The sequence below is a fragment of the Salinibacterium sp. SWN167 genome, from assembly GCF_015864665.1.
In the GTDB taxonomy this organism is placed as follows: domain Bacteria; phylum Actinomycetota; class Actinomycetes; order Actinomycetales; family Microbacteriaceae; genus Rhodoglobus.
In genome coordinates this window covers 1,621,664-1,644,238 of record NZ_JADYWU010000001.1, presented here as the reverse complement: position 1 = coordinate 1,644,238, position 22,575 = coordinate 1,621,664, and the positions used below count along the sequence as shown (strand labels likewise).

18 protein-coding genes, 1 tRNA gene and 1 other RNA gene are annotated in these 22,575 nt (G+C 60.5%); 9 read left to right on the top strand and 11 right to left on the bottom strand.

Translation table 11 applies throughout. The features are described from left to right. Nucleotides 1-33 precede the first annotated feature (33 nt). The gene (locus I6E60_RS07875) at nt 34-201 is read right to left on the bottom strand and encodes a methionine aminopeptidase (RefSeq protein ID WP_197105765.1); all 168 of its coding nucleotides are present in this window, start codon (nt 199-201) and stop codon (nt 34-36) included. Nucleotides 202-250: 49 nt separating this feature from the next. On the opposite strand from I6E60_RS07875, the gene map reads away from it, so the two are divergent. Genes map through I6E60_RS07860 form a run of 3 tightly spaced genes read left to right on the top strand, consistent with a single transcriptional unit; the run spans nt 251 to nt 2,614 of the window. Beyond that, nucleotides 251-1,117 carry a type I methionyl aminopeptidase gene (map, locus tag I6E60_RS07870; RefSeq protein ID WP_197179614.1) on the top strand — a complete coding sequence of 289 codons (867 nt, stop codon included), beginning with the start codon at nt 251-253 and terminating at the stop codon, nt 1,115-1,117. Between the two features lie 37 nt (nt 1,118-1,154). Then, nucleotides 1,155-1,901, top strand: a complete 747-nt coding sequence (gene ppgK / locus I6E60_RS07865; protein ID WP_197179612.1) for a polyphosphate--glucose phosphotransferase — start codon at nt 1,155-1,157, stop codon at nt 1,899-1,901. Between the two features lie 2 nt (nt 1,902-1,903). Further along, complete coding sequence (locus I6E60_RS07860) at nt 1,904-2,614, top strand: VIT family protein (RefSeq protein WP_197124480.1); 711 nt, start codon at nt 1,904-1,906, stop codon at nt 2,612-2,614. Nucleotides 2,615-2,678: 64 nt separating this feature from the next. Here the strand turns inward: I6E60_RS07860 and rnpB are convergent. The 7 genes from rnpB to I6E60_RS07825 all read right to left on the bottom strand — a co-directional run bounded on the left by rnpB (nt 2,679) and on the right by I6E60_RS07825 (nt 13,042). Beyond that, nucleotides 2,679-3,049: RNase P RNA component class A (gene rnpB / locus I6E60_RS07855), an RNA gene on the bottom strand. Nucleotides 3,050-3,080: 31 nt separating this feature from the next. Continuing rightward, a complete protein-coding gene (locus tag I6E60_RS07850; RefSeq protein WP_197125241.1) occupies nt 3,081-3,821 on the bottom strand; it encodes a zinc ribbon domain-containing protein in 741 nt (246 codons plus the stop codon). A gap of 30 nt (nt 3,822-3,851) precedes the next feature. Next, nucleotides 3,852-4,670, bottom strand: a complete 819-nt coding sequence (locus I6E60_RS07845) for a Nif3-like dinuclear metal center hexameric protein (RefSeq protein WP_197179610.1) — start codon at nt 4,668-4,670, stop codon at nt 3,852-3,854. Between the two features lie 9 nt (nt 4,671-4,679). Continuing rightward, nucleotides 4,680-10,694 (bottom strand): cytosine permease, encoded by a 6,015-nt coding sequence (locus tag I6E60_RS07840; protein WP_197179608.1) that lies wholly within the window; start codon nt 10,692-10,694, stop codon nt 4,680-4,682. Between the two features lie 208 nt (nt 10,695-10,902). Next, nucleotides 10,903-12,291, bottom strand: coding sequence for a pyridoxal-dependent decarboxylase (locus tag I6E60_RS07835; protein ID WP_197179606.1), 1,389 nt, complete (start codon nt 12,289-12,291; stop codon nt 10,903-10,905). Between the two features lie 126 nt (nt 12,292-12,417). Continuing rightward, a tRNA-Val gene (locus tag I6E60_RS07830) sits at nt 12,418-12,490 on the bottom strand. Between the two features lie 75 nt (nt 12,491-12,565). Beyond that, complete coding sequence (locus tag I6E60_RS07825; RefSeq protein ID WP_197124476.1) at nt 12,566-13,042, bottom strand: redoxin domain-containing protein; 477 nt, start codon at nt 13,040-13,042, stop codon at nt 12,566-12,568. A gap of 178 nt (nt 13,043-13,220) precedes the next feature. Here I6E60_RS07825 and aceE point away from each other — a divergent pair, with 178 nt between their 5' ends. From aceE to I6E60_RS07795, 6 genes are all read left to right on the top strand, one after another. Further along, complete coding sequence (gene aceE / locus I6E60_RS07820) at nt 13,221-15,947, top strand: pyruvate dehydrogenase (acetyl-transferring), homodimeric type (RefSeq protein WP_197124475.1); 2,727 nt, start codon at nt 13,221-13,223, stop codon at nt 15,945-15,947. A 126-nt stretch (nt 15,948-16,073) separates the two neighbouring features. Next, entirely contained in the window at nt 16,074-17,147 is a 1,074-nt protein-coding gene (locus I6E60_RS07815) for a CdaR family transcriptional regulator (protein WP_231601162.1), read from the top strand. A gap of 92 nt (nt 17,148-17,239) precedes the next feature. Next, complete coding sequence (locus tag I6E60_RS07810) at nt 17,240-18,160, top strand: ACP S-malonyltransferase (RefSeq protein WP_197124474.1); 921 nt, start codon at nt 17,240-17,242, stop codon at nt 18,158-18,160. Beyond that, nucleotides 18,157-19,161: a beta-ketoacyl-ACP synthase III gene (locus I6E60_RS07805; RefSeq protein ID WP_197179604.1), complete on the top strand. Its 1,005-nt coding sequence runs from the start codon at nt 18,157-18,159 to the stop codon at nt 19,159-19,161. The genes I6E60_RS07810 and I6E60_RS07805 overlap by 4 nt, the downstream gene beginning before the upstream one ends. 67 nt (nt 19,162-19,228) lie before the next feature. After that, the gene (locus tag I6E60_RS07800; protein WP_197124471.1) at nt 19,229-19,477 is read left to right on the top strand and encodes an acyl carrier protein; all 249 of its coding nucleotides are present in this window, start codon (nt 19,229-19,231) and stop codon (nt 19,475-19,477) included. Nucleotides 19,478-19,590: 113 nt separating this feature from the next. Beyond that, on the top strand, nt 19,591-20,826 hold the full coding sequence (locus tag I6E60_RS07795; RefSeq protein WP_197124470.1) for a beta-ketoacyl synthase: 1,236 nt from the start codon (nt 19,591-19,593) through the stop codon (nt 20,824-20,826). 130 nt (nt 20,827-20,956) lie between these two features. On the opposite strand, the gene I6E60_RS07790 is transcribed toward I6E60_RS07795, so the two are convergent. From I6E60_RS07790 to I6E60_RS07780, 3 genes are all read right to left on the bottom strand, one after another. After that, complete coding sequence (locus I6E60_RS07790) at nt 20,957-21,694, bottom strand: SDR family oxidoreductase (protein WP_197124469.1); 738 nt, start codon at nt 21,692-21,694, stop codon at nt 20,957-20,959. A gap of 194 nt (nt 21,695-21,888) precedes the next feature. Continuing rightward, nucleotides 21,889-22,044 (bottom strand): hypothetical protein, encoded by a 156-nt coding sequence (locus I6E60_RS07785; RefSeq protein ID WP_197124468.1) that lies wholly within the window; start codon nt 22,042-22,044, stop codon nt 21,889-21,891. Between the two features lie 2 nt (nt 22,045-22,046). Then, a complete protein-coding gene (locus tag I6E60_RS07780; protein WP_197124467.1) occupies nt 22,047-22,550 on the bottom strand; it encodes a DUF3145 domain-containing protein in 504 nt (167 codons plus the stop codon). Nucleotides 22,551-22,575 lie beyond the last annotated feature (25 nt).

Here is a 22,575-nt window from a genome sequence, read left to right as displayed (position 1 = left end):
CGGCCGGGAACGGTCCCGGAATACTCCGAGCCTTTAGTCTTCAGAATCTTCGCTTGCCCACTTGCGTGCGCGCTCCGCGATAATTTGCGGCGCGTGTTCTGCTTGAGCCCGAGTATCGAATGGGCCATCACGATCTACGGCTAGCGACTGCGGTCCTTCTTCGACTTCGCCGGTCTTGTGGTTGTACCACCATTGCTCCATGCGGTTCGTCCCTTCGTCGTGAGCAAGGCTACGCCGTTAGACTGCTGAAATGCCTCGGAATAACTCTGGTCACCTCGTTCCGGGAGTAATCCCACCTCAACTTGCCGTTCCCTCGGCTATAACCCGCCCCGAATACGTGGGCAAGAAGGCGCCGCGCACCTTCACTGGTTCGGATGTCTACACCGCCGAAGAAGTCGACCGCATCCGCGCGGCAGGAAAGATTGCGGCTGGCGCCGTCGAAGCGGTTGGTGCGGCGATCGCACCGGGCGTCACCACCGCGCAACTGGATCAGATCGCTCACGAGTACATGGTTTCCCGCGGCGCATACCCCTCGACCCTCGGCTACCGGGGCTTCCCCAAGTCGTGTTGCACGAGCGTCAACGAAGTAATTTGCCACGGCATTCCTGATGACACCGTGCTCCACGACGGCGACATCATCAACATTGATATCACCGCCTACAAAGACGGTATGCACGGCGACCTCAACAAGACTTTCCTTGTCGGCAACGTGTCGGAAGAGGCTCACAATCTGGTTGAGCGCACCCAGGAAGCCCTCAACCGGGGAATCAAGGCCGTTGCCCCCGGCCGCCAAGTCAACGTTATTGGGCGAGCCATTGAGTCCTATGCGAAGCGGTTTGGGTATGGCGTGGTTCGCGACTTCACCGGGCACGGCGTTGGCCGTGCCTTCCACACCGGTCTGATCATCCCCCACTACGACTCTGCGCCACAGTTCGACGATGTTATCGAGGTAGGCATGGTCTTCACGATCGAACCTATGCTCACGCTCGGCTCCCACGATTGGGATTTGTGGGCTGACGACTGGACCGTCACCACCCGCGACAAGAGCCTGACCGCTCAGTTCGAACACACCATGGTTGTCACCGAACGTGGCACCGAAATTTTGACCCTCCCGTAATACCCTGACGCTCCCTAACCACGCGAAAGAGGACAGCATGACTCAGGCTCTAGGAATCGACATCGGTGGCACTGGCATTAAGGGCGCCATCGTCGACACGGACACCGGCAAGCTCGTGAGCGAACGCATGAAGATCGCGACGCCCAAATCGGGCAAGCCTGACGCAATCGTGAAGGTCGTCATCGAACTCATCGAGAAGCTCGGCGGGATTCCGGAATCCATGCCAGTAGGCGTATGTTTTCCGGCAATCGTTCGTAACGGTAAAACAATGTCCGCCGCGAACATCTCCAAAGAATGGATCGGCCTGGAGGCTGAGGCTCTCTTCGAGAAGGCTCTCGGCCGCGACATCCATTTCGTCAACGATGCGGATGCCGCTGGCGTTGCTGAAGTGCGCTACGGCGCCGCGAAAGGCGTTCCCGGTCTGATTCTGCTGACCACGCTCGGCACGGGCATAGGCAGCGCGCTCATTTACAACGGAACCCTCGTGCCGAACTCTGAGCTTGGTCATCTCACTATCGGGCGGCGGGATGCGGAAAAGGGTGCCTCTTTCTCGGCAAAGGAACGGCAGCGCCTCAGCTGGAAAGCCTGGGCAAAGCGCCTCCAGCGCTATTACACGCACCTTGAACTGCTCTTCTCGCCCGACCTCTTTCTGGTCGGTGGCGGTGTTTCAAAGAGCTACGAGAAGTTTTTGCCGCTGCTCAAGCTAAAGACCCCTATCGTGCCAGCCAAACTACGCAACAACGCTGGCATCCTCGGCGCTGCAGCACTCGCGGTGAAGGAATAGCAATGAGCTTCCATACGAATGAACCGCACTCCGGTGATATCGCCGGACGTCTGAACTGGCTCCGTGCCGGGGTTCTTGGCGCGAATGACGGCATCGTCTCGGTTGCCGCCATCGTCGTCGGTGTAGCGGGAGCAACATCCGCTATCGCTCCCCTGATCACTGCCGGAGTCGCCGGACTCGTCGGCGGTGCCATCTCGATGGCGCTGGGAGAATACGTCTCTGTGAGCAGCCAGAGTGATAGCCAGCGGGCGCTCATTGAGAAAGAGCGTCGCGAACTCGCCGAGATGCCAGAAGAGGAACTCGCCGAGCTTGCGGCTATTTACGAAGCCAAAGGAATCAGTGCGGAAACAGCCCAACGTGTAGCCGAGGAACTCACAGAACACGACGTTCTCGCAGCGCACCTTGAAGCAGAACTCGGCATTACCGAGCACGCCGTCGTGAGCCCGTGGGAAGCGGCGGGCGCATCCGCCCTAGCGTTCACGATCGGTGGAGTGTTGCCCCTCGCCGCCATCTTGCTCGCGCCTGAACCCGTCCGCGTGCTTGCGACCTTCATCGCCGTGTTGACCGCCTTGGTGATCACCGGAGCGCTGTCGGCCCGTGTCGGCGGCAACAGTTGGGTGCGACCGACGCTACGAATTGTGATCGGCGGAGCGCTCGCGCTCGCCACAACGTTCCTCATCGGTACCCTGTTGGGCACGTCGGGAGTCGTCTAGAGCTGCTGCTCTAGGAACACCAGTGTGAGCCGAGCGCCGCTCGTGGAGCGAAGCCTAAGACTGAGGAATGGGCCGGCTAGTACGCCGGGTTCTGTTCACACGAAATCGAAATCTCATGCTGGACGGTCATCTATCTACGATGTACGTTGCCGCACACCTCTAGCGATCTACCCGAAGACTCGGCGAGCAGCCTTAGCGTCTTCTGTCTGATCTTGCTCCGGACGAGGTTTACCTAGCCGACCGAGTCACCCCGGCCGCTGGTGGTCTCTTACACCACCGTTTCACCCTTACCCCAGGCCAAAGCCCGTGGCGGTCTGCTTTCTGTTGCACTGTTCTCGCGGGTTGCCCCGGGTGGGTGTTACCCACCATCCTGCTCTCTGGAGCCCGGACGTTCCTCGGTACCCTTACGGATAACGCGACCGTCTTGCCGACCCATTCGACCTCAAGCTTAGCCTTCAGAAAGGGCTTAGAGTCCCGACTCGTTCGTGCGCACGAGAATGCCCTCGCTGCTGGCGCACATGATTACGGCGTCGGGCGCTGCGGCACGGATCTCTTGCATTTCGTTCTCGAGCAGCTTTACACCGGACGCCAGTGAGACTCCGCCACGCAACAACGAAGCACCGACGCCATAACGCTCACGCTGGCGTTCGTAGAGCGCCAAAAGATCGTCGGGGATGGTGGTCTGCAAAGCGGTACGACCGGTGCGCGTCGCGCCCAGCTCCGTCTCGATCACGACAAGAGCCTCATCGCGGCTTGCCTCCAGCTCAGCAGCCTGAGTCCGAAGATTGTCGGCCTGTTCCGCAAGGTTATCGACGACCTTCTGCTGCGCTTCGAGCTTCTCCATAACCGCGAGCTCAATGTCTTCGAGGTTGCTCAACCGGGTGCGCAGCGCGGTAAGTTCCTGCTCGAGCGCAGCGACATCCTTCGCCGACGAACTAGCGTCCAGGCGCGAAGTGTCCCGAGCAATGCGAGCTTCTACCACGGTGACATCCGACTCAATACGGCTCATCTCGAGCTCAATATCTTCTTTGATCCCACGCTCTTCGAGCATCGTCAGCTGAAGCTTGTCGCGGTGCTGCTTCAGTTCGGTAAGTTTTTCGTGCTCAGGAAGCTTCTTCGCACGGTACTCCAACTGGGCAATCTTTGTGTCAAAGGCCTGCAGGTCGAGGAGCAGCGCTTGGTCAGCGGGGCTAGCGGTCAATGCCATAGTCATGTTTCTCTCTGTATACCGGTGTGCTTACTGCACAACCGCAAAATCCCAAGGGTCGGTGCGCAATTCGCTCACCGTAATCGTTACGTCTGGTAGCAATGCCCGCAACTCTTCGGCTGCAGCGTCGAGCCACAACCATTCACTCGCCCAATGCGAGACATCGATCAACGCCGGGCCATTCAGAAGCCGAGCATTCTCACGAGCTTCAGACGCCGGATGATGCCGCAGATCACTCGTGATGTAGACATCCGACGCCAACACGGCAGGCTCGTTCAAGTATGCGTCACCCGCTCCCCCGCACAACGCCACCGATTGAACGAGTTGATCAAAATCGCCAGCAACACGCACGCCGGTAGCGGTAGGCGGGAGAATTTCTGCGATGAGGCGAGCAAGACGCCCGAGCGTTATCGGCTCCGGCAGTTGCCCCGTGCGGCCAATGCCGCGATCCGGAGTCTGACCGGCGACGATGGGGGCGATCGACGACAAGCCGAGCTTGGTGGCGAAGCGACCCGACGTTCCATTTTCTACGACATCCGCGTTCGTGTGTGCGGCCAAGAGAGCGCACTCAGCACGCACAAGCTTGGTCAACACCGCTCCTTTGTAGCGGTCGCTGGCAATCGAAGTAACCCCGCGTAAGAGCAACGGATGGTGCGTGATGAGCATGTCCGCGCCACTATCGATCGCCTCGTCAACGGTGTCCATCACGGCATCTACGGCGAGAGAAATCGTGGACACCGGGGCGTCGAGGTCTCCTGCGACTAACCCCACGGCATCCCACGACTCGGCACCGGATGCGGGCCAGAGCCGTTCGGCCGCGGCAAGGACATGAGCGACAGTAGTAGACACGCGTTCAGTCTAGGCGGGACGCGGTGCGCGCTCAGGCTGCTCGGCCTCTTGACGGCGAATCGCGGGAATACCTGCCACCAGCGGCGTCAGGATTCCGAGGCCAAGCGCGACGAGCACACCGAGGTCGGTTCCTGCGAGGTCAGAACCCAGATCAATGCCGAGTGCTGTGAAGCCGTAACCCTGCCACGAAAGCCAGCTGATCGTCGCACTCGTCAGAGCGAAGCCGATCACCGAGATCACGATGTAAGCGCCCAGGTTGACCCAACGAACATCGGCATAGACGCCACCGCGGGCTAGGAGCCCAGCGCTGTCGAGCTTGCGAGTGCGAATCATCGTTTCAGAGGCGAAGATGCCAGCCCACGCAGCGGTAGGCACAGCGAGCGTGGTTGCGACATCCCGGAACAGTTCATTGATGCCACCGTCAACACCGAACGCGAACAGGATGCCAAGAGCACCCAGCACGACTCCAACGATCACGATCGACCATTGGCGCGGCACGCGCACCCCAATCGCCTGGAGCGCGAACCCACCGGAGTAGAGGCTCAGCGTGATACCTGAAAGCAGGCTCAGTGCGGCAGCCAACAGCAGCGGAATGGGGTACCAGCTCGGCAGTAGAAGCAGCAGCGTGTCGAGCGGAGAAGCGAGGAACCCGCGAGCAATCGCCGGGTCGGATGCGGCAAGAAGTGCACCGTATGCGATCAGCACGAAGGCGGGAAGCGCCGCACCGAACGTTGCAGACAGCATCGACGCGGGGCCGCTCGACGACGGACGCTGGTAGCGAGCAATGTCGGCACCGCTGTAGGCCCAGACCAAACCGAGGAAACTGAAGACAAGCACGGCACCGGTTACCGTCAGCAACCACGAACCATCAGGAGTCGTGAGCGCCTGCGACACGTCGATGTACTGAGCAGTGAAGCCAATGAGGCCAACAATCAGTACTCCCGAAATGATGCTCAAGATCAACTGGATGCGCGCAAACAGCGGGTAACCAGCGAACGCAATCACGAGTGCAATAAGGAAGGACAAAGCCAGAGCGATGAGAAGCAGTTGCCGGTCACCGAGACCACCATTGAGGTCAGAGCCGACCAGCACAATCGCGACCGACGAAGCCAATACCCACAACAGCACTGCTCCCCAGAAGAGTCGCGCCACGAGAGCGACGACCGAGGGCGCAATGTTGCCGAGGAGACCAAACGTTGATCGCGAAACCACCATTGTTGGCTGACCACTGCGCTTGCCGGCAAGAGTCGTGAGGCCCAAAGGAATGAATGAGAGCGCAACACCGGCGAGAATGGCGACGATCGACTGGCGAAGGCTCATCCCCACGGCGAACACTGCAGCACCAAGACCGAGGCTCACAATGGACGAGTTTGCAGCAAACCAGAGCCAGAAGAGACGTGCAGCATGACCGATGCGACGGTCTACCGGAGTCGGCTCAAGGCCGCTCTCTTCGAGGCTGAACACGCGCTGAGCGGTGGGAGCAACCTCATCTAGACCGAGCGGCTGCTGAGCCACCACAGCGGTCGAATGAGCAACAGGCTGCGGCATCGAGTCGACAGGAGCAGAAGCAGCCGCAGCGCTCGTTTCGGATGCAACAGGTGCAGCGAGAGGTGCCGGAGCGCCGGTCGGCGCTGGCTGAGACGCGAGCGAAGCGCCAGCAACAGCGGCACCGCCAAGAATCGCGGCGCCCGTCGCTCCAGCAGCGAAGGGAATCACATCGTCTTCACTGTCATCGTCGTCATCACTATCGAGAACGGCAGCGTCCGCGGGCGCAGTACTGACATCAGCACCGAGTGCAGCAGTGGAAAGCTCAGCCGGGTACGACAGACGGTCGCTGTCGTCGACAGCCTCATCCGACTCTGAATCTTCTACTCCAGCTTCGAATGCGGCCTGGGCGACGGGCATCGAGCCGGTCTGCACCTCCGAGAGTGGATCGCCTTGCAGCGGCGGCGCTGCGTTGGCGAGAAGTGCCTGCAACGGGTCAACATCAGCTTCATCAGCGTCGGAATCGATGTCCGCGTCGACAATGTCGTCGGTCTTCAGTAGATCATCAAAGCTGATGGCCTCGGGGGCAACATACTTGGGTGTTTCGCTCGAGGCAAAGCTGAACGCTGCAGCAGAATCCGCTGGGGCTGCCTCGACGGCGACGTCAGCGGCCGTGTCATCAGGACTAGTTTCAACAACCGGCTCGGGTGTCACAGCAGACATTTCTGAGAAATCCTGGTCGGGCGATTCCTCAGTTGCAGCCGAAGCAAACGATGTTTCAGGGGCGATCGGAGCGTCCGCTTGGAGATCGAACGCGAAGGGTGCGTCGTTTTCCGGGGCGGCCGGCTCGGCAGCCGAAGCCGCAGAATCAGCAGCGCCAGTGTCACCGGAGGTGACCTCTGCCGGCGGCGGGGCAAATCCGAAGTCACCGAAGGAGACATGCTCATCCAAATTTGCACGTGGAACGCTTGGCGCAACATCCGGCTCTACAAGGGCTGGCGGAGCAAACTCGACCTCGTCGTAGTCGCCATCTTCATCAGCCGGGAACTCGGGTGCTGACTGAATATCGAAAGCAGTCGGCGCCGCGAAGACTTCAGGCACGGCCGGAGCTGCGGGAACCTCTGGAACTGAAGGGGCTTCGGCTGCGGCTTCGGGAACCTCAGGACTATCACCCAAGCGAAGGAAGCCGGAGTTGGCATCGGACTCAGAAGGTGCTGGCTCGGATGCTAGCTCAGCAGGTTCTGCTGCAGCGTCAGGTTCTGCCGGCACTTCAGCAGCAGGTGCTTCTGGGGTTACGTGCGCTTCAGGCGCAGCGGGAGCAGCGGGTGTTTCGGACTCGACTGCGGGAGCGGCGAATGATTCTGCGGCCGGCGCAGCGGGAACCGAAGGCTGCTCAGGGACATCGCCCACCGCAGGAAGGCTGAGTGACTCGGTCGGATCTGCGTGAGCGGCGAAGGGAATTTCGTCGTCGAAGTCAGCCGGAGGCGACCACGATTCGCTGGGTGGCGGAACATCCCACGCGGGCAATTGTGCTGCGGCCGCAGCAGGTGCTGGTGCTGGGGTCGAATCTTCCGGCACCTCGGCGAGAGCATCCGGTGTCGCGCTCGCGGTTTCGGGCGTTTCAGGCTCGGGCTGAGCTACCGCCTGATCTGCGGACTCTGCCTGAGGCGCGACTGGTGCGGGAGTCACATCCGCTGCTGCGGCAGCTTCATCTCGCTCCACGACATCAGCAAATTCAGACCGAACTTGCTCGATAACCTGATCGGCGACAGGGCCACCTCGAGAGCGGAACGTGGTTTCCCACTCACGGTATTCGCGAGCTTCTTCTTCACGCAAACGCAACTGAGCTTCGAGAACCTCAATGACGCTCAGCGTTCCCGTTGACTGACTCTCGGGGCTATCAGCCCAGTTAAGAATGTCTTTGTCAGCCATCGAACGGCGGGTGGGAGGCGTAGGAACGTCATCCTCTGTCGCAGTTTCTGCAGCCGCTGGCTGTTCTTCGGCAGCAGAGTGTTCTTCGGAAACTATCGCCTGATCCGCCAGAGGAGCGATTGGGGCCGCGGGGATCTCATCCGCCGCGGGAGCTGGTTCCGCGACCGGTGTGAAGGACGCTTCCGGAGCGAAGCTCGAGACGAACGGTGCTGCGGGAGCGGGACTTGCCTCGACTGTTTCGGCCGGCTCTTCTGGCGTTGCAGATTCTTCTGGCGCGGCAGATTCTTCTGACGCGGCGGGTTCTTCTGGCGTTGCAGATTCTTCCGGCGTGGCAGATTCTTCTGACGCGGCGGGTTCTTCTGACTGAGGGAACTCAGCGACCGGCTCCACCGCGACATCTGACGCGGGGGCGGCTATGTCAGCAACCGCCTCGGAGATGATGGGGGCATCCAGCGGCTCAGGAGCAGCTCGAACTTCTGCAGTCGCAGGAACCTCTGGAGTCGCAGGAACAAAGTTGTCGAATGTCTCTTCGGCTTCATCCGAAACCGGGGCAGGCTGCTCTACTGGTACCGGGAACTCGGCCGGTGCTGCCAGCTCTTCTGACGGCGCGATGAATGATTCACGGTGACCGAAGAGCGATTCTGCGACGGCTGGTTCGGCTGGTTCGGCTGATTCGGCTGATTCGGCTGATTCGGCTGGTTCCGCAGAATCGTCGGTCGCTGCCTCGTCGGAGAAGGTCCGAGCAGGCGACTCGAGAACAGAGTCTGCTGCCGGAGCGGGGAAGAAATCGTCGAGAGGCTGTTCGGCGACTGGCTCGGACGCCGTTGCGGTGGTCTCGACCGGAGCAGCGGGCTCGTTGAGCCCAACCGGAGCAAAAGGCTCGGCGGACTCTACTGGCTGAGCGGACTCGGCGGACTCTACTCGCTGAGCAGGCTCGGCGGGCTCTACTCGCTGAGCAGGCTCAACGGGCTCAGAATCGAGCGCGCTAGCGTGTTCGCTCGTCGTTTCCGACTCTGCCGGCAGTTCTGGTGCCGCAGCGGAGTCGGGCTCGATCGCAGATTCGGGAGCGGGCGGTGCAAGAAACTCGCTCGTCGTAGGCTCAGCCGAAGTCTCGGGAGCAACGACGGCCTCTCGAAAAGCTGCGTCAAGATCAAAAGCAGCAACGCTCTCGACCGGTGGCGCACTTGCGGCCTCCGGTGCTTCTGTGGTGTCAGCTTCGCGACCGATAGGTGCGTCCGCAACAGGTGCCGCAGTATCAGCGCCAGCATCGCTGTCGGTGTCGGTGTCGGTATCGGTGTCGGTGCCGACATCAGTGACAGAGTCGTCGCTCTCGACATCCGAATCGTTGGTCGCGGCAGGGAGCACGTCATCGAGCGAAAGGAATCCGTCGCTGCCGAGGCTCGGCGCGTCTACGACTGCCGGTGCATCCTGGCCATCGAGGTTCCACATCGGGGCACCATCGATGACGTCCTCCACTGGAAGCGGAGCTTCTGCCGCAGCCTGCGGTTCGACGGGCGTGGGTTCAGGAGCAGAACCCTGCACGTTGGGTTCGAGTGGTCCGAGCTTCCAAATGTGGTTCGCGGGCGCATCCGATTCAGCTGAAATCGGGTCGGAGCTGTCACCGGCAACCGGGGACACTTCAGCCCAGGGTGCGTCTCCAAACGGTGAGTCGTCCGTGGCTGCGTTAGTTGCTTGCGGCTCTGGTTCTTGCGTACCAAAGAGCGATTCGAAGCTGAATTCTTCGGAATCGTCTTCAGAGTCAACTGCGCCGAGATCAAAGGCACCGAGATCGTGATCGTAGTCAGTTGCCGCTGGCATGACGGGCTCAGAAACAATGGGAGCAGACTCGATCGGGGCAGACTCAACCGGCGCAGACTCATCCGGCGCGAAATCAACCGGTGCCGGAGCCACGATCTCGTTCTCGACGGCCTCCGCCTCGACCACTGAAGGCTCGATCGGCGTGGGCTCACCGGCAGCTGCGGCTTCGCCCGCTGCGAGAGCGGCGGCTAGTGCATCGTTCTCTGCGTCTACTGCCGCAGCCTGAGCTTCCATCTCCTCAGGTGTGCGTCGTCGCGAAATACGCGAAGCAAAGAAATCGGGTGTCGTGTAATCGGCCGGAATTTGGTACGGGTCATCGTCGTCGTCGTCGTGAGACGCAGCGGACGGTGAAGCGGGCTGTTCTGCATCGCTACCGCTCGGCGCATCAAGTTGCGAAACGGCCTGCGTTGGGTCAGGAGCAGGCGCCATTGCCCACGGGGGCATGCCTTGGTCGAGTGCGTCTGCGACGTCGGAGCGCTGGAACTCTTCATTGAGATCAATCGGCGCAAAACCCGACGTGCCTACGGGCGGCGTGGGCGGCGAGACAGAGTCTGCGGGCGGCACAACCGGCCGGGACGCGTCTGCGTTGAGCGCAGCATCCAGATTAAATATGCCCTCAGTGGATGCTTCGCTCAGGTCGACAAGACCGTCAGCGGTCGTGTCGGGTGCCGAATCTGAACCGGAAGAAGTACCGGTTGCAGGCTTCGGGAAAGGTAGTTCGAACTCATGCTCTGAAGACGTTTTGTCGTTCGCATCGTTCGCGTCGTCAACGTCGTCGTGGAATGCCATGCACAAATTCTAAGGCGATACCAATGTTTTGCGGGTATGCCGAGCCGTACTCAGAACAGATACTGCAACAAATATGAGGGATACGCCGATCCAGAAGACTGCGGTTTGCCCCTCTCCCCGCTGTGGCCGCGCCGATGAACGCAAACGGCCCGACTCTGAATGCTGCAGTTGTCGACATGGTGCGCGCGCATGGCCACGGAACCGAGCGTCAGTGCAGGCCGCGAAAAAGAGACAGAATCGCGGAAGCGCTTCGCGAAACGTCTTCTGCTGAAGTAGCCCAGTTGGTGACCGATACGCGCATCGCGGCGTGGCCGTTCCACGTTGTTCCGCTCACCCAGCAGGTTCCTTCTTTTTGAACTCCCGCCACCACCGCCCGCGTGATGTCATCATCGTTGGCGAAACGCACGAGCACCTGGTTCAGAACAACATCGTTCAGTATCAGCACTCCGGCATCCTGCCCCAACAACGCAGCCATTTGCCGAGCTCGTGCGCAGCCACGATTAATGAGATCGGCAATACCGTCGAGCCCGAGTGTGCGCAGAGCCGCATAAATGGGGATCGCTCTCGCCCGTCGCGAAAGTTCAGGAACCCAATCGATCGCATCCCGCTCAACTCCGTGAGTTTGGATGAGGTATTCAGCCGACGACGTCATCGAGGCACGATGATCCGCCGAGTGCCTCACAATCGCGAGCCCGCTGTCGTAGGGAACGTTCAACCACTTATGCGCATCCGTCGACCAAGAATCTGCGAGATCGATTCCATCCGCGAACGGGGCGAGCTCTGCGCTCGCTCGTGCCCACAAACCGAATGCTCCATCGACGTGCAGCCACGCGCCGGCATCCCGAGCAATCTGTGCAATTTCTCTCACCGGGTCGAAGCACCCGCTATTGACATTGCCGACTTGGGCACAAATGATCGTCGGCCCGTCGAGCGTCGCCACAAGATCGCGCAGACGATCCGCACGCATCCGTCCTTGACCATCAGATTCAACGACATTCAGTGAACGAGTGCCGTACCCGAGATAACGAAATGCAACATCAATGGTGATGTGAGCCCCTGCCCCCACCACCAGATTCACGTGCGGCGCCCCCGCAACGCCGTCGAGTTCGACATCCCACCCGACGCGCCTCAACACGTTGTGTCGCGCCGCTGCAAGACACGTGAAGTTCGCCATTTGGCCGCCGGTAACAAAACCGACAGAGGATTCACGCGGGAGATCGAGCAGCTCCAGCATCCATTCGGCAGCAATTTCTTCTATCGCTGCCGAGAACGGTGAGATCACATGGATGCCGGCATTCTGATCCCAGGTCGACACGAGCCAGTCTGCGGCGAGGGCGACCGGTTGCGTGCCACCGATCACGAAGCCGAAGTACCGCGGTGAGCTACATGCCGTCATGCCGACATCAGCCTGACTCGCCAGCAGATCGATGACGGCCGAGGGGTCCTCTCCCGACACCGCAAGCGGTGTGCGCAAGTTCGCCATCATCTCGTCGCGACCGTGCCGACTTCCGACATGTCGCGTGGCTAGTCCGTGGAGATACCGGGCGGCGTGATTGCGTGCCGTGTCCAGCACAGGATCCAGTGACTCATTCGACATGATGTCCCACCTCGCAAGGCGACGTCGACCCGAGTGTATCGACGTCAATCGTGCACGGAGCATACCGCTGAAAACGACCGGAAAACGAAGAAAACCCCCGTCAGTGACGGGGGTTTTCTGTTGCGGTGGGCCCTACCGGGATCGAACCGATGACATCCACGGTGTAAACGTGGCGCTCTACCAGCTGAGCTAAAGGCCCGCAGCGACGCAGTGCGAAGCAGCGCTCGATAATGTTACACGGCTTTTGACGACCGATTACACACACCCACAAAATCTATGAATCGGCGGCGGAAGTGAGCGCCACAATTGCGTGCTCGTAGTCAGAAAACGCTCGCGGCTCCCCCAACGCAGACTCGATAACGCTCTGCACTACACCGTTGTGATCGATGAGAAAACTCGCTCGACGAGCAAATCCCTTGTCCTCCAAAAATACCTCGAACTGCTTCGCGACCGCGCCATGAGGCCAAAAATCCGACAGCAGCGAGAGGCGGAAGCCCGTGTCATCCGACCACGCCCGCAGCGTAGCCACAGAGTCAACCGAAATCACCACAACTTCGACTCCCGCGCTGGCTGCGATGTCATGCCAGTCGTTAAGCTGGGCGACCTCAGCGGCACAGACCGGCGAAAATGCGAGAGGAATGAAGACAACGAGCACCGCACGCCGCGAAAGCAACTCCTGCAAACTGACCGTCTGCCCGTGCTGATTGCGCAACTCGAAATCGGGCGCAACAGCCCCTCGCGTGATTGTCATACGAAACCCTCCCCAGAAAACCGTTCAAATTCCCCACAATTGCGGGAGAAATTGGCCCGGTTCGAATCTTGCCGCATTCGACAACTAGAATCGATGGGCGTAGTCGATCCCATCACATCCGCAACCCGGTAGTGCCTCGACTCGCACGACTCTGTTCTCTACACGAAAGAGGTCAACGGTGACGGTAAACGACCAGGACCCATACTCGGTAACCAACACCGATAAGGACCCGGAGGAGACCGCCGAGTGGAACGAATCACTCGACTCCCTCGTTGCAGCACAAGGCCACGAGCGCGGTCGCGAGATCATGCTCAGCCTTCTCAAGCGTTCTAAAGACTTGCACCTTGGTGTGCCGATGGTTCCGACAACGGACTACATCAACACCATCGCCAAAGAAGATGAGCCCGACTTTCCGGGTGATGAAAAACTCGAACGACGCTACCGTGCGTGGATTCGCTGGAATGCCGCGATCACTGTGCACCGCGCACAGCGTCCCGGTGTCGGCGTTGGCGGACACATCTCGACGTACGCGTCGTCTGCTGCCCTCTACGAAGTAGGACACAACCACTTCTTCCGTGGTGCAGACCACGAATCTGGTGGAGACCAAATCTTCTACCAGGGTCACGCCTCCCCCGGCATGTATGCTCGCGCCTTCCTCGAAGGTCGCATGAGCGAAGACCAGCTGAAGGGCTTCCGTCAAGAGAAGTCACAGGCACCGAATGGCATCTCGAGCTACCCGCACCCGCGCCTCATGCCGGAATTCTGGCAGTTCCCCACAGTCTCGATGGGTCTCGGTCCGATCAACGCGATCTATCAGGCCCAGAACAACAAGTACATCAGCAACCGTGGCATCAAGGATGTGTCAGAGAAGCAGGTCTGGGCATTCCTCGGTGACGGTGAGATGGACGAGGTCGAAAGCCGTGGCGCCCTTCAGTGGGCAGCCAACGAGAAGCTCGACAACCTCAACTTTGTCATCAACTGCAACCTGCAGCGACTTGACGGCCCCGTTCGCGGTAACGGCAAAATCATTCAGGAGCTCGAGAGCTTCTTCCGGGGTGCCGGCTGGAACGTCATCAAGGTTGTCTGGGGCCGCGAGTGGGATGACCTGCTCGCCAACGACACTGAGGGCGCACTACGCGACCTCATGAACCGCACTCCCGACGGCGACTACCAGACCTACAAGGCAGAGTCTGGCGCTTACGTTCGCGAGAACTTCTTCGGTCGCGACCCGCGCACGCTCAAGATGGTTGAACACCTCTCGGACGACGATGTGTGGAACCTCAAGCGTGGTGGCCACGACTACCGCAAGGTCTACGCCGCGTTCAAGGCAGCCAGTGAGCACAAGGGCCAGCCGACGGTCATCCTCGCGAAGACGGTCAAGGGCTACGGCCTCGGCCCCAGCTTCGAGGGCCGCAATGCGACCCACCAGATGAAGAAGCTCACGCTCGACAACCTCAAAAAGTTCCGCGATGAAATGCACATCCCGATTACGGATGCCGCGCTCGAAGCAGATCCGTACCAGCCCCCGTTCTACCACCCGGGTGAAGACGATGAGGCCATTCAGTACATGCAAGAGCGCCGGCGCGAACTTGGCGGCTATGTGCCTGAGCGTCGCACTAAGTACACGCAGCTCGAGCTTCCCGAAGCAAAGACCTATGACGTCGTCAAGAAGGGCTCCGGCAAGCAGGAGATCGCCACCACCATGGCCTTCGCCCGTCTGCTCAAGGACCTCCTGCGCGACAAGTCCATCGGTAACCGCATTGTGCCGATCATCCCGGATGAGGCACGCACATTCGGCATGGACGCCTACTTCCCCACAGCGAAGATCTACAACCCCGCCGGGCAGCACTACACCTCGGTAGACCGCGAGCAGTTGCTGGCCTATAAGGAGAGTCCGCAGGGCCAGATCGTGCACGTTGGCATCAACGAAGCAGGAGCATTTGCTGCTTTCACGGCCGTCGGCACTTCCTACGCCACCAACGGTGAGCCGCTTATCCCGGTCTACGTCTTCTACTCGATGTTCGGGTTCCAGCGCACGGGCGATGCCATGTGGGCTGCCGGCGACCAGATGGCGCGCGGTTTCATCATGGGCGCCACTGCCGGTCGCACGACACTGACGGGTGAGGGACTGCAGCACGCTGACGGACACTCGATCCTGTTGGCATCCACCAACCCCGCAGTGGTGAGCTACGACGCTGCGTACGGCTACGAGCTCGGGCACATAGTGCGCGCGGGTATCGAGCGGATGTACGGCGGCAAGCACGAAGACCCCAACGTCATGTACTACCTGACCTTGTACAACGAGCCACTTGTTCAGCCTGCTGAGCCGGAGAACTTCGATGTCGAGGGTGCGCTGAAGGGTATTTACCACCTGTCGTCGCCGACTATCACTGGCCCTAAGGCTCAATTGATGGCATCCGGTGTCGCAGTGCCGTGGGCGCTCGAGGCTCAGCAGATTCTGGCCTCAGAGTGGGGCGTTGCAGCCGATGTCTGGTCGGTTACATCCTGGACCGAGCTTCGTCGCGATGGAATTGCTGCTGAAGAGCACAACTTCCTTTACCCCAACGAAGAACCTCACGTTCCCTACGTCACGACAAAGCTCGCGGATGCCAAGGGCCCGTTTGTTGCCGTCACCGACTTCATGCACGCGGTCCCCGATCAGATCCGGGCGTTCGTTCCCGGCGAGTTCGCGACTTTGGGTGCTGATGACTTCGGTTTCTCAGACACACGAGCTGCTGCACGCCGCTTCTTCAAGATCGACAGCCACTCGATGGTCGTTCGTACTTTGGAGATGCTCGTGAAGCGCGGCGAGATGGATCCTGCTGTTCCGGCTCAAGCGATTGAGAAGTACAGCCTTCACGACGTCAACGAAGGCACCACCGGTTCTGCCGGCGGCGAAAGCTAGGTCGCAACCATTCCCCCGGTACAAAAAACTAAGGCGCAAACACTCGCCTGGTTACGTGTCATCACGGGCGAACTCTCGACAGCAACGCTCAAGCGGCTTGAGGACACGCTGCCCTGGTATAGCAAAATGCCACCAGGGCGGCGTTCCGCTGTCGGCTTAGTTGCTCAGGCTGGCATCACGAGCTTCATTAGCTGGTTTGAAGACCCGACGACGACGCCGTGGATTGCGGCGGACGTGTTTGGGGCTGCCCCGCGAGAACTTTTGCGTTCAGTTTCACTGCAGCAAACGCTTCAACTGATTCGGATCGCCGTCGAAGTTGTTGAAGCGCGCGTGAAAGCGGATGACGACGTCTTGCGGGAAGCGATCCTGTTGTACTCGCGGGAAATCGCGTTTGCCTCGGCAGATGTCTACGCTCGTGCGGCAGAAGCTCGTGGACTCTGGGATGCCCGCCTTGAAGCCCTCGTCGTGGACTCGATTCTGAGTGGCGAGTACGACAACGAACTTCCGAGTCGCATCGCGGCGCTGGGATGGAATGGTCACGGCGAGGTCTGTGTCCTCGTCGGAACGTCTCCACGCCAGCTCGACGTCGATCAGCTTCGGCGAACAGCTCGTCATCTCGACGCTGACGTTCTCATCGGGGTGCAGGGCAGTCGACTCGTGCTCGTTATTGGTCGCGCAGCTCCCCGTTCAGAAAAGGCGGAAGATGCTGAGCCCCTGCCGTTCATCACGATCGCCGAGCAGCTCGAGCCGGGATTCGGAAGCGGGCACCTTGTGCTCGGGCCAGAAGTGCCGAGCTTGGTCGACGCCTCCAAGAGCGCAAAAGCTGCTCTTGCCGGCTTTGCGGTAGCGCGCTCCTGGCGCAATGCGCCTCGACCGACTATGGCCGACGACCTGCTGCCGGAGCGCGCGTTCGCGGGCGACCCGTTGGCACGGTCGACTCTCATCAACAAGATCTACAAACCGCTTCAGGCACACTCGACCGATCTACTGACGACTCTGTGGTGCTACCTCGACAATGGTCGCTCTCTTGAAGCCACTGCTCGCGAACTCTTTGTGCACCCCAACACGGTGCGCTATCGCTTGAAGCGAGTCAGCGAAGTGATTGGCTGGGATGCGACTGGTGCACGGGAGGCGTTGATTCTGCAAGCGGCCCTCATCGTGGGGTCCATTTCTGATCCCGAGCCGGGACGCGCCCGCTAACTATCCGGCTTTGGTGAGTTCACACAACGATCCCTCCAAGCTTTGGTGGGCTTATCCAAGCGATTCCGACGAAAGATTGGCAGACTAGCTAAGTGATTGTTGTAGTAGCGCCCGGACAGGGCTCCCAGACCCCCGGTTTTCTCGAGCCATGGCTCGAAGATTCCTCTCTGCGCGACCAACTCGGCGCGATCTCAGAAGCCGCCGGCATCGACCTGATCGCCCACGGAACGACGTCGGATGCCGACACCATCCGTGACACCGCAGTCGCTCAGCCGCTCATCGTCGCCGCTGGACTACTCACGTTGAGCGCACTGACGGCAGGCGATCGCCGCAAGCACATCGGTGCGGTCGCTGGACACTCGGTCGGCGAGATCACGGCTGCCGCGGCATCCGGAATCCTCTCCGAAAGCGACGCGATGCGCTTTGTCGTCGAGCGTGGTGCGGCAATGGCTTCTGCCGCCGCGCTGGAATCCACGGGCATGTCCGCCGTCATCGGCGGAGACGAAGAGGCGCTGCTTGAGCGTCTTGCCGAGCTGGGACTGCAGCCAGCGAACTTCAACGGTGGCGGACAAATTGTTGTTGCCGGAGCGCTGGATGCTCTCGCGAAGCTCTCCGAAGACCCCCTCAAGGGAACGCGGGTTATTCCGCTTCAGGTCGCGGGAGCCTTCCACACCCGCTACATGCAACCAGCTGTCGCCCACCTCGAGACATTCGCTGCGACCCTCACGGCACACGACCCCACAGTGCCGATCTACACCAACCGCGACGGTTCGCTCATCGAGAGCGGGTCACACTTCGTCGATCTCCTCGTGGGGCAGGTGTCGTCGCCGGTTCGTTGGGATCTCACGATGAACTCACTGGCGGATGCCGGCGTCACCGGAATTATTGAACTTGCGCCCGCTGGCGCTCTTGTGGGCCTCGCCAAGCGGGGACTCCGGGGCATCCCGGCCGTCGCCGTGAAGACACCAGACGATTTATCCGCAGCATTTGACCTGATGGAGGCCAACGCATGACCGCACCCACCCTCACCCAGTCCGCCGGGTCACAGTTCACCAAGATTTACAGTTATGGCGCTGCCCGCGGTGACCTGATTGTGGACAACAATCAGCTCGTCGAAGCAATCGACTCGAGCGATGAGTGGATTCAGCAGCGCACCGGCATGATCACCCGCCGTCGCGCGTCAGCGGGCATCCTCGCGGTCGATCTCGCCACAGATGCCGCTCGCGAAGCGATTGAGAAGTCTGGCGTCGACCCGTCGGAGATCGACCTCGTCATCATCGCGACGATCAGCAATGTTCTGCAGACACCCTCGATGTCTGCAGTTGTCGCCGACCGCGTGGGAGCCAACCCCGCCGCGGCGTACGACGTGAATGCTGCCTGCGCAGGCTTCAGCTACGCGGTCACTCAGGCTGATGCTTTGATTCGCGCGGGAGCGGCCAAATACGCCCTCGTGATCGGCGCCGAGAAGCTCTCTGATCTTGTCGATCCCACCGACCGCAGCATCTCGTTCCTTCTGGCTGATGGTGCCGGCGCTGTCGTTATTGGCCCGAGCGACACCCCTGGCATCTCGGCTCCGGTCTGGGGCTCGGATGGCTCGAAGGCTGACGCGATCAAAATGAACGCAACCCTCGTCGACTTCCGCGAGGGCGAAGCAGCGTGGCCGACCCTCCGCCAAGAGGGCCAGACCGTTTTCCGTTGGGCAGTCTGGGACATGGCAAAGGTCGCCAAGGAAGCTTTGGATGTCGCGGGAATCACCGCAGATGACCTCGCTGCGTTTATCCCTCACCAGGCCAACATGCGCATCATCGACGAGTTCGCGAAGCAACTGAAGCTGCCCGAGTCTGTAGTGATCGCTCGCGACGTTGCCGACATGGGCAACTCGTCGGCAGCATCCATCCCGCTCGCGACACACCGTCTGCTCGAAGAACACCCCGAATTGAGCGGCGGCCTCGCCCTTCAGATCGGTTTTGGCGCTGGTCTCGTCTTCGGCGCGCAAGTAATCGTTCTGCCGTAGTACCCCGCTCGACGCGGCTGCTGGCCTACACTGGCTAACGGTCAATTTACATCCCAAGGAGAAAAACATGGCACTGTCCACTGAAGAAGTTATGGCCGGATTGGCTGAGCTCATCAACGACGAGACCGGCATTGCGACCGACACTGTTGAGATGGGCAAGTCGTTCACCGATGACCTCGACATCGACTCCATCTCGATGATGACGATCGTTGTCAACGCCGAAGAGAAGTTCGACGTCAAGATCCCCGACGAAGAGGTAAAGAACCTCAAGACCGTCGGTGACGCAGTGAACTTCATCACCAACGCTCAGGCGTAACACCCGCTCGACGTGGATGGCCAACCGCACTGGATGCGGTTGGCCTCCGCGCAGCACTGCAGAAGTCTGCCGTTGGCGGGCTTTCTGAGCCATGCACTCAAAAGGAACGTGAAATGACCAAAAAGATCGTTGTCACCGGTATCGGTGCCACTACGCCCATCGGCGGAACCGCGACCGAGTCGTGGAACGCCCTTCTCGCTGGCGAATCCGGAGCCCGCTCTCTCGAGCAGGACTGGGTTGAAAAGTATTCTCTCCCCGTAACGTTCGCGGCCCAGGCAAAAGTGCGCCCCGAAGAGGTTTTGGAGCGCGTCGAGTACAAGCGACTCGATCCCTCCAGCCAGTTCGCCCTCATCTCGGCGCGCGAAGCGTGGGCCGATGCGGGCTCACCTGACGTCGACCCTGAGCGTATTGGTGTTGACTATTCCACCGGTATCGGCGGACTCTGGACGCTCCTGGACGCGTGGGACACTCTGCGCGAAAAGGGACCGCGTCGCGTCTTGCCGATGACGATTCCTATGCTCATGCCGAACGCGGCAGCTGCCGCCATCAGCATGGCGATCCCGTCACGTGCCTATGCTCGCACTGACGTTTCAGCGTGTGCCTCCAGCACCGAGGCTCTCGCCAACGCCTACGCTCACCTTCAGGCAGGGCTTGCGGATGTCGTGATCGCCGGCGGAACGGAAGCAGTGGTTCACCCGCTTCCCATCGCCGCCTTCGCGTCGATGCAGGCACTCTCGAAGCGCAATGACGACCCGGCAACTGCCTCGCGCCCCTACGACATCTCGCGGGACGGCTTTGTACTCGGCGAAGGAGCAGCAACGCTCGTTCTCGAGACCGAAGAGCACGCTCTTGCCCGTGGTGCTCGCATCTACGCTGAACTCGCTGGTGGCGCTGTGACGAGTGACTCGTTCCACATCACTGCTCCCGACCCCGAGGGAACCGCTGCAGCCCGCGCTGTTCGCGACGCTCTCGAAGCGGCCGGAGCAACACCAGAAGACGTTACCCACATCAACGCGCACGCGACGAGCACGCCCGTCGGTGACATTGCCGAGTACAAGGCGCTTCTGCGAATCTTCGGCGACCACCTGCCGAATATTCCCGTCTCCGCCACTAAGGGCGCCACCGGGCACCTCTTGGGCGGCACCGGAGCACTCGAGGCCATCTTCACGGTCTTGGCTCTCCACCACCGCACGGCTCCCCCGACGATCAACCTCACCAACCAGGACCCCGCGATTCCGCTGGACGTCGTCACGTCGCCCCGCGACCTCGGCTCGGGCCCCCAGCTGGCCATCAGCAACTCGTTCGGCTTTGGTGGACACAACGCTGTCGCCGCATTCCGTTCGGTTTAGCCTCGGAGTTGGCTCGGCCGCTTTAGCGAGTTGAGTGTTAACGAAGAATCGCCCGTCCGATCAATGATCGGACGGGCGATTTCTCGTTAAGCGTTGTCAGTGCGTGAACACGCTCCGTGAGGTTCGAGCGCTAGTTCACCGCGCCGTCTCCCGCGAGAACGCCGCCGTCAATGATGAATTCAGATCCGGTCGAGTAACTTGCGTCCTCGCTGGCGAGGAAGAGAACCATTTTGGTGACTTCTTCCGGCTCTCCCAGACGAGGAATCGGCGTGCTTGAGTCGTCGATCTCCAAGCCATCAGTCATGGGAGTGCGGATGTTACCGGGGTGAACAGAGTTGACTCGCACACCCTGGTGGCCGAGTTCCATAGCGACAGACTTCGTCAAGCCGCGAAGGCCAAACTTGGAGGCTGTGTAGCCGTGGAGGGCGGCGAAGCCCTGCATGCCGGCAGTCGACGAGATGTTCACGATCGAGGAGGTCTCGTTCTTGACCAATTCGGGTGCCGCCGACTTGATGCCGAGGAAGGCGCCGGTGAGGTTAATCCCGATGATGAGCGACCAGTCCTTAGCGGTATAGGTGTCGAGAGTACCGAAGTTGGCGATTCCGGCGTTATTGATCAAGACGTTCAGTCCGCCGAAGGTGTCGACCGCAAGCTTCACTGCCGCAAGCCACTCTTCCTCGTTCGTGACATCGAGGTGGGCATAGACGGCACTCTCACCAAGTTCGTCCGCGAGAGTCTGACCCTCAGCATCCAGAACGTCGGTGATGACAACCTTGCCGCCCTCGGCGACAATGGCACGACTGTGGGACTCACCCATCCCGCGGGCACCACCGCTAATGAGAACTACTTTTCCGTCAAAACGAGACATGATGTTCCTTCCAAATCCTGAAATAGTTTCAGCCGGAAGAACAAAGTCCGAGGACCCGGGAACGGTCCGTTGTGGCAACCGTGCCCGAAAACTTCCGGCCACGTCTCAACGCTACGCCGGGAGTCTACTGGAAGCCACCTGAACGGCACGCTCGCAGCGAACAAACAGTCACACAAATGTGCAGACCGCGGGAACTAGAGGATGGAACGACATCCATCATGGAGAGAGCACTCTCCATCGAAAGTGGAATCGACGGAATCGAGCACGACGTCAACGCAGTCACGCCATTCGATGAGCGGAATCCGAGTGTCAACCGCAACTTCTGAGAGAGCCGTGCGTTCGGAAATCATCGTCAACCTACCTTGTGAAGCCACACAACTGCAGAATCTTGACTGGCGTGACGGAACGACTCAAGTTCGTCGTCCCACGCCTGGCCGAGAGCAAGGCGAAGTTCGCGGTGCAGCTCGAAAGCATCGGAACCCGCAGCTTCCATCGCGTAGCGCAAGCGGTCTTCCGGAATCACCATGTTGCCGACGCTGTCGGTCTGCGCGAAGAAGATGCCGAGGTCGGGCGTGTGCATCCAGCGTCCGCCGTCCGAACCCGGACTCGGGTCTTCGGTGACTTCGAAACGGAGGTGTTCCCATCCACGCAGGGAGGATGCAAGCGTGGCACCGGAGCCCTGCGGTCCCTCCCAATAGAACTCAGCACGCTGAGAACCTTTGAGCACGGGTTGATCGTCCCAGTCAAAGTTCACGGCACGTTCAAGAGCGCGACCAGCAGCCCACTCGATGTGTGGGCAGAGCGCGCGAGGAGCAGAGTGCACGTAGAGCACTCCGCGAGCGTTTTGTGCAGTCACGATATCTCCGTTCCGTTGGATGCGA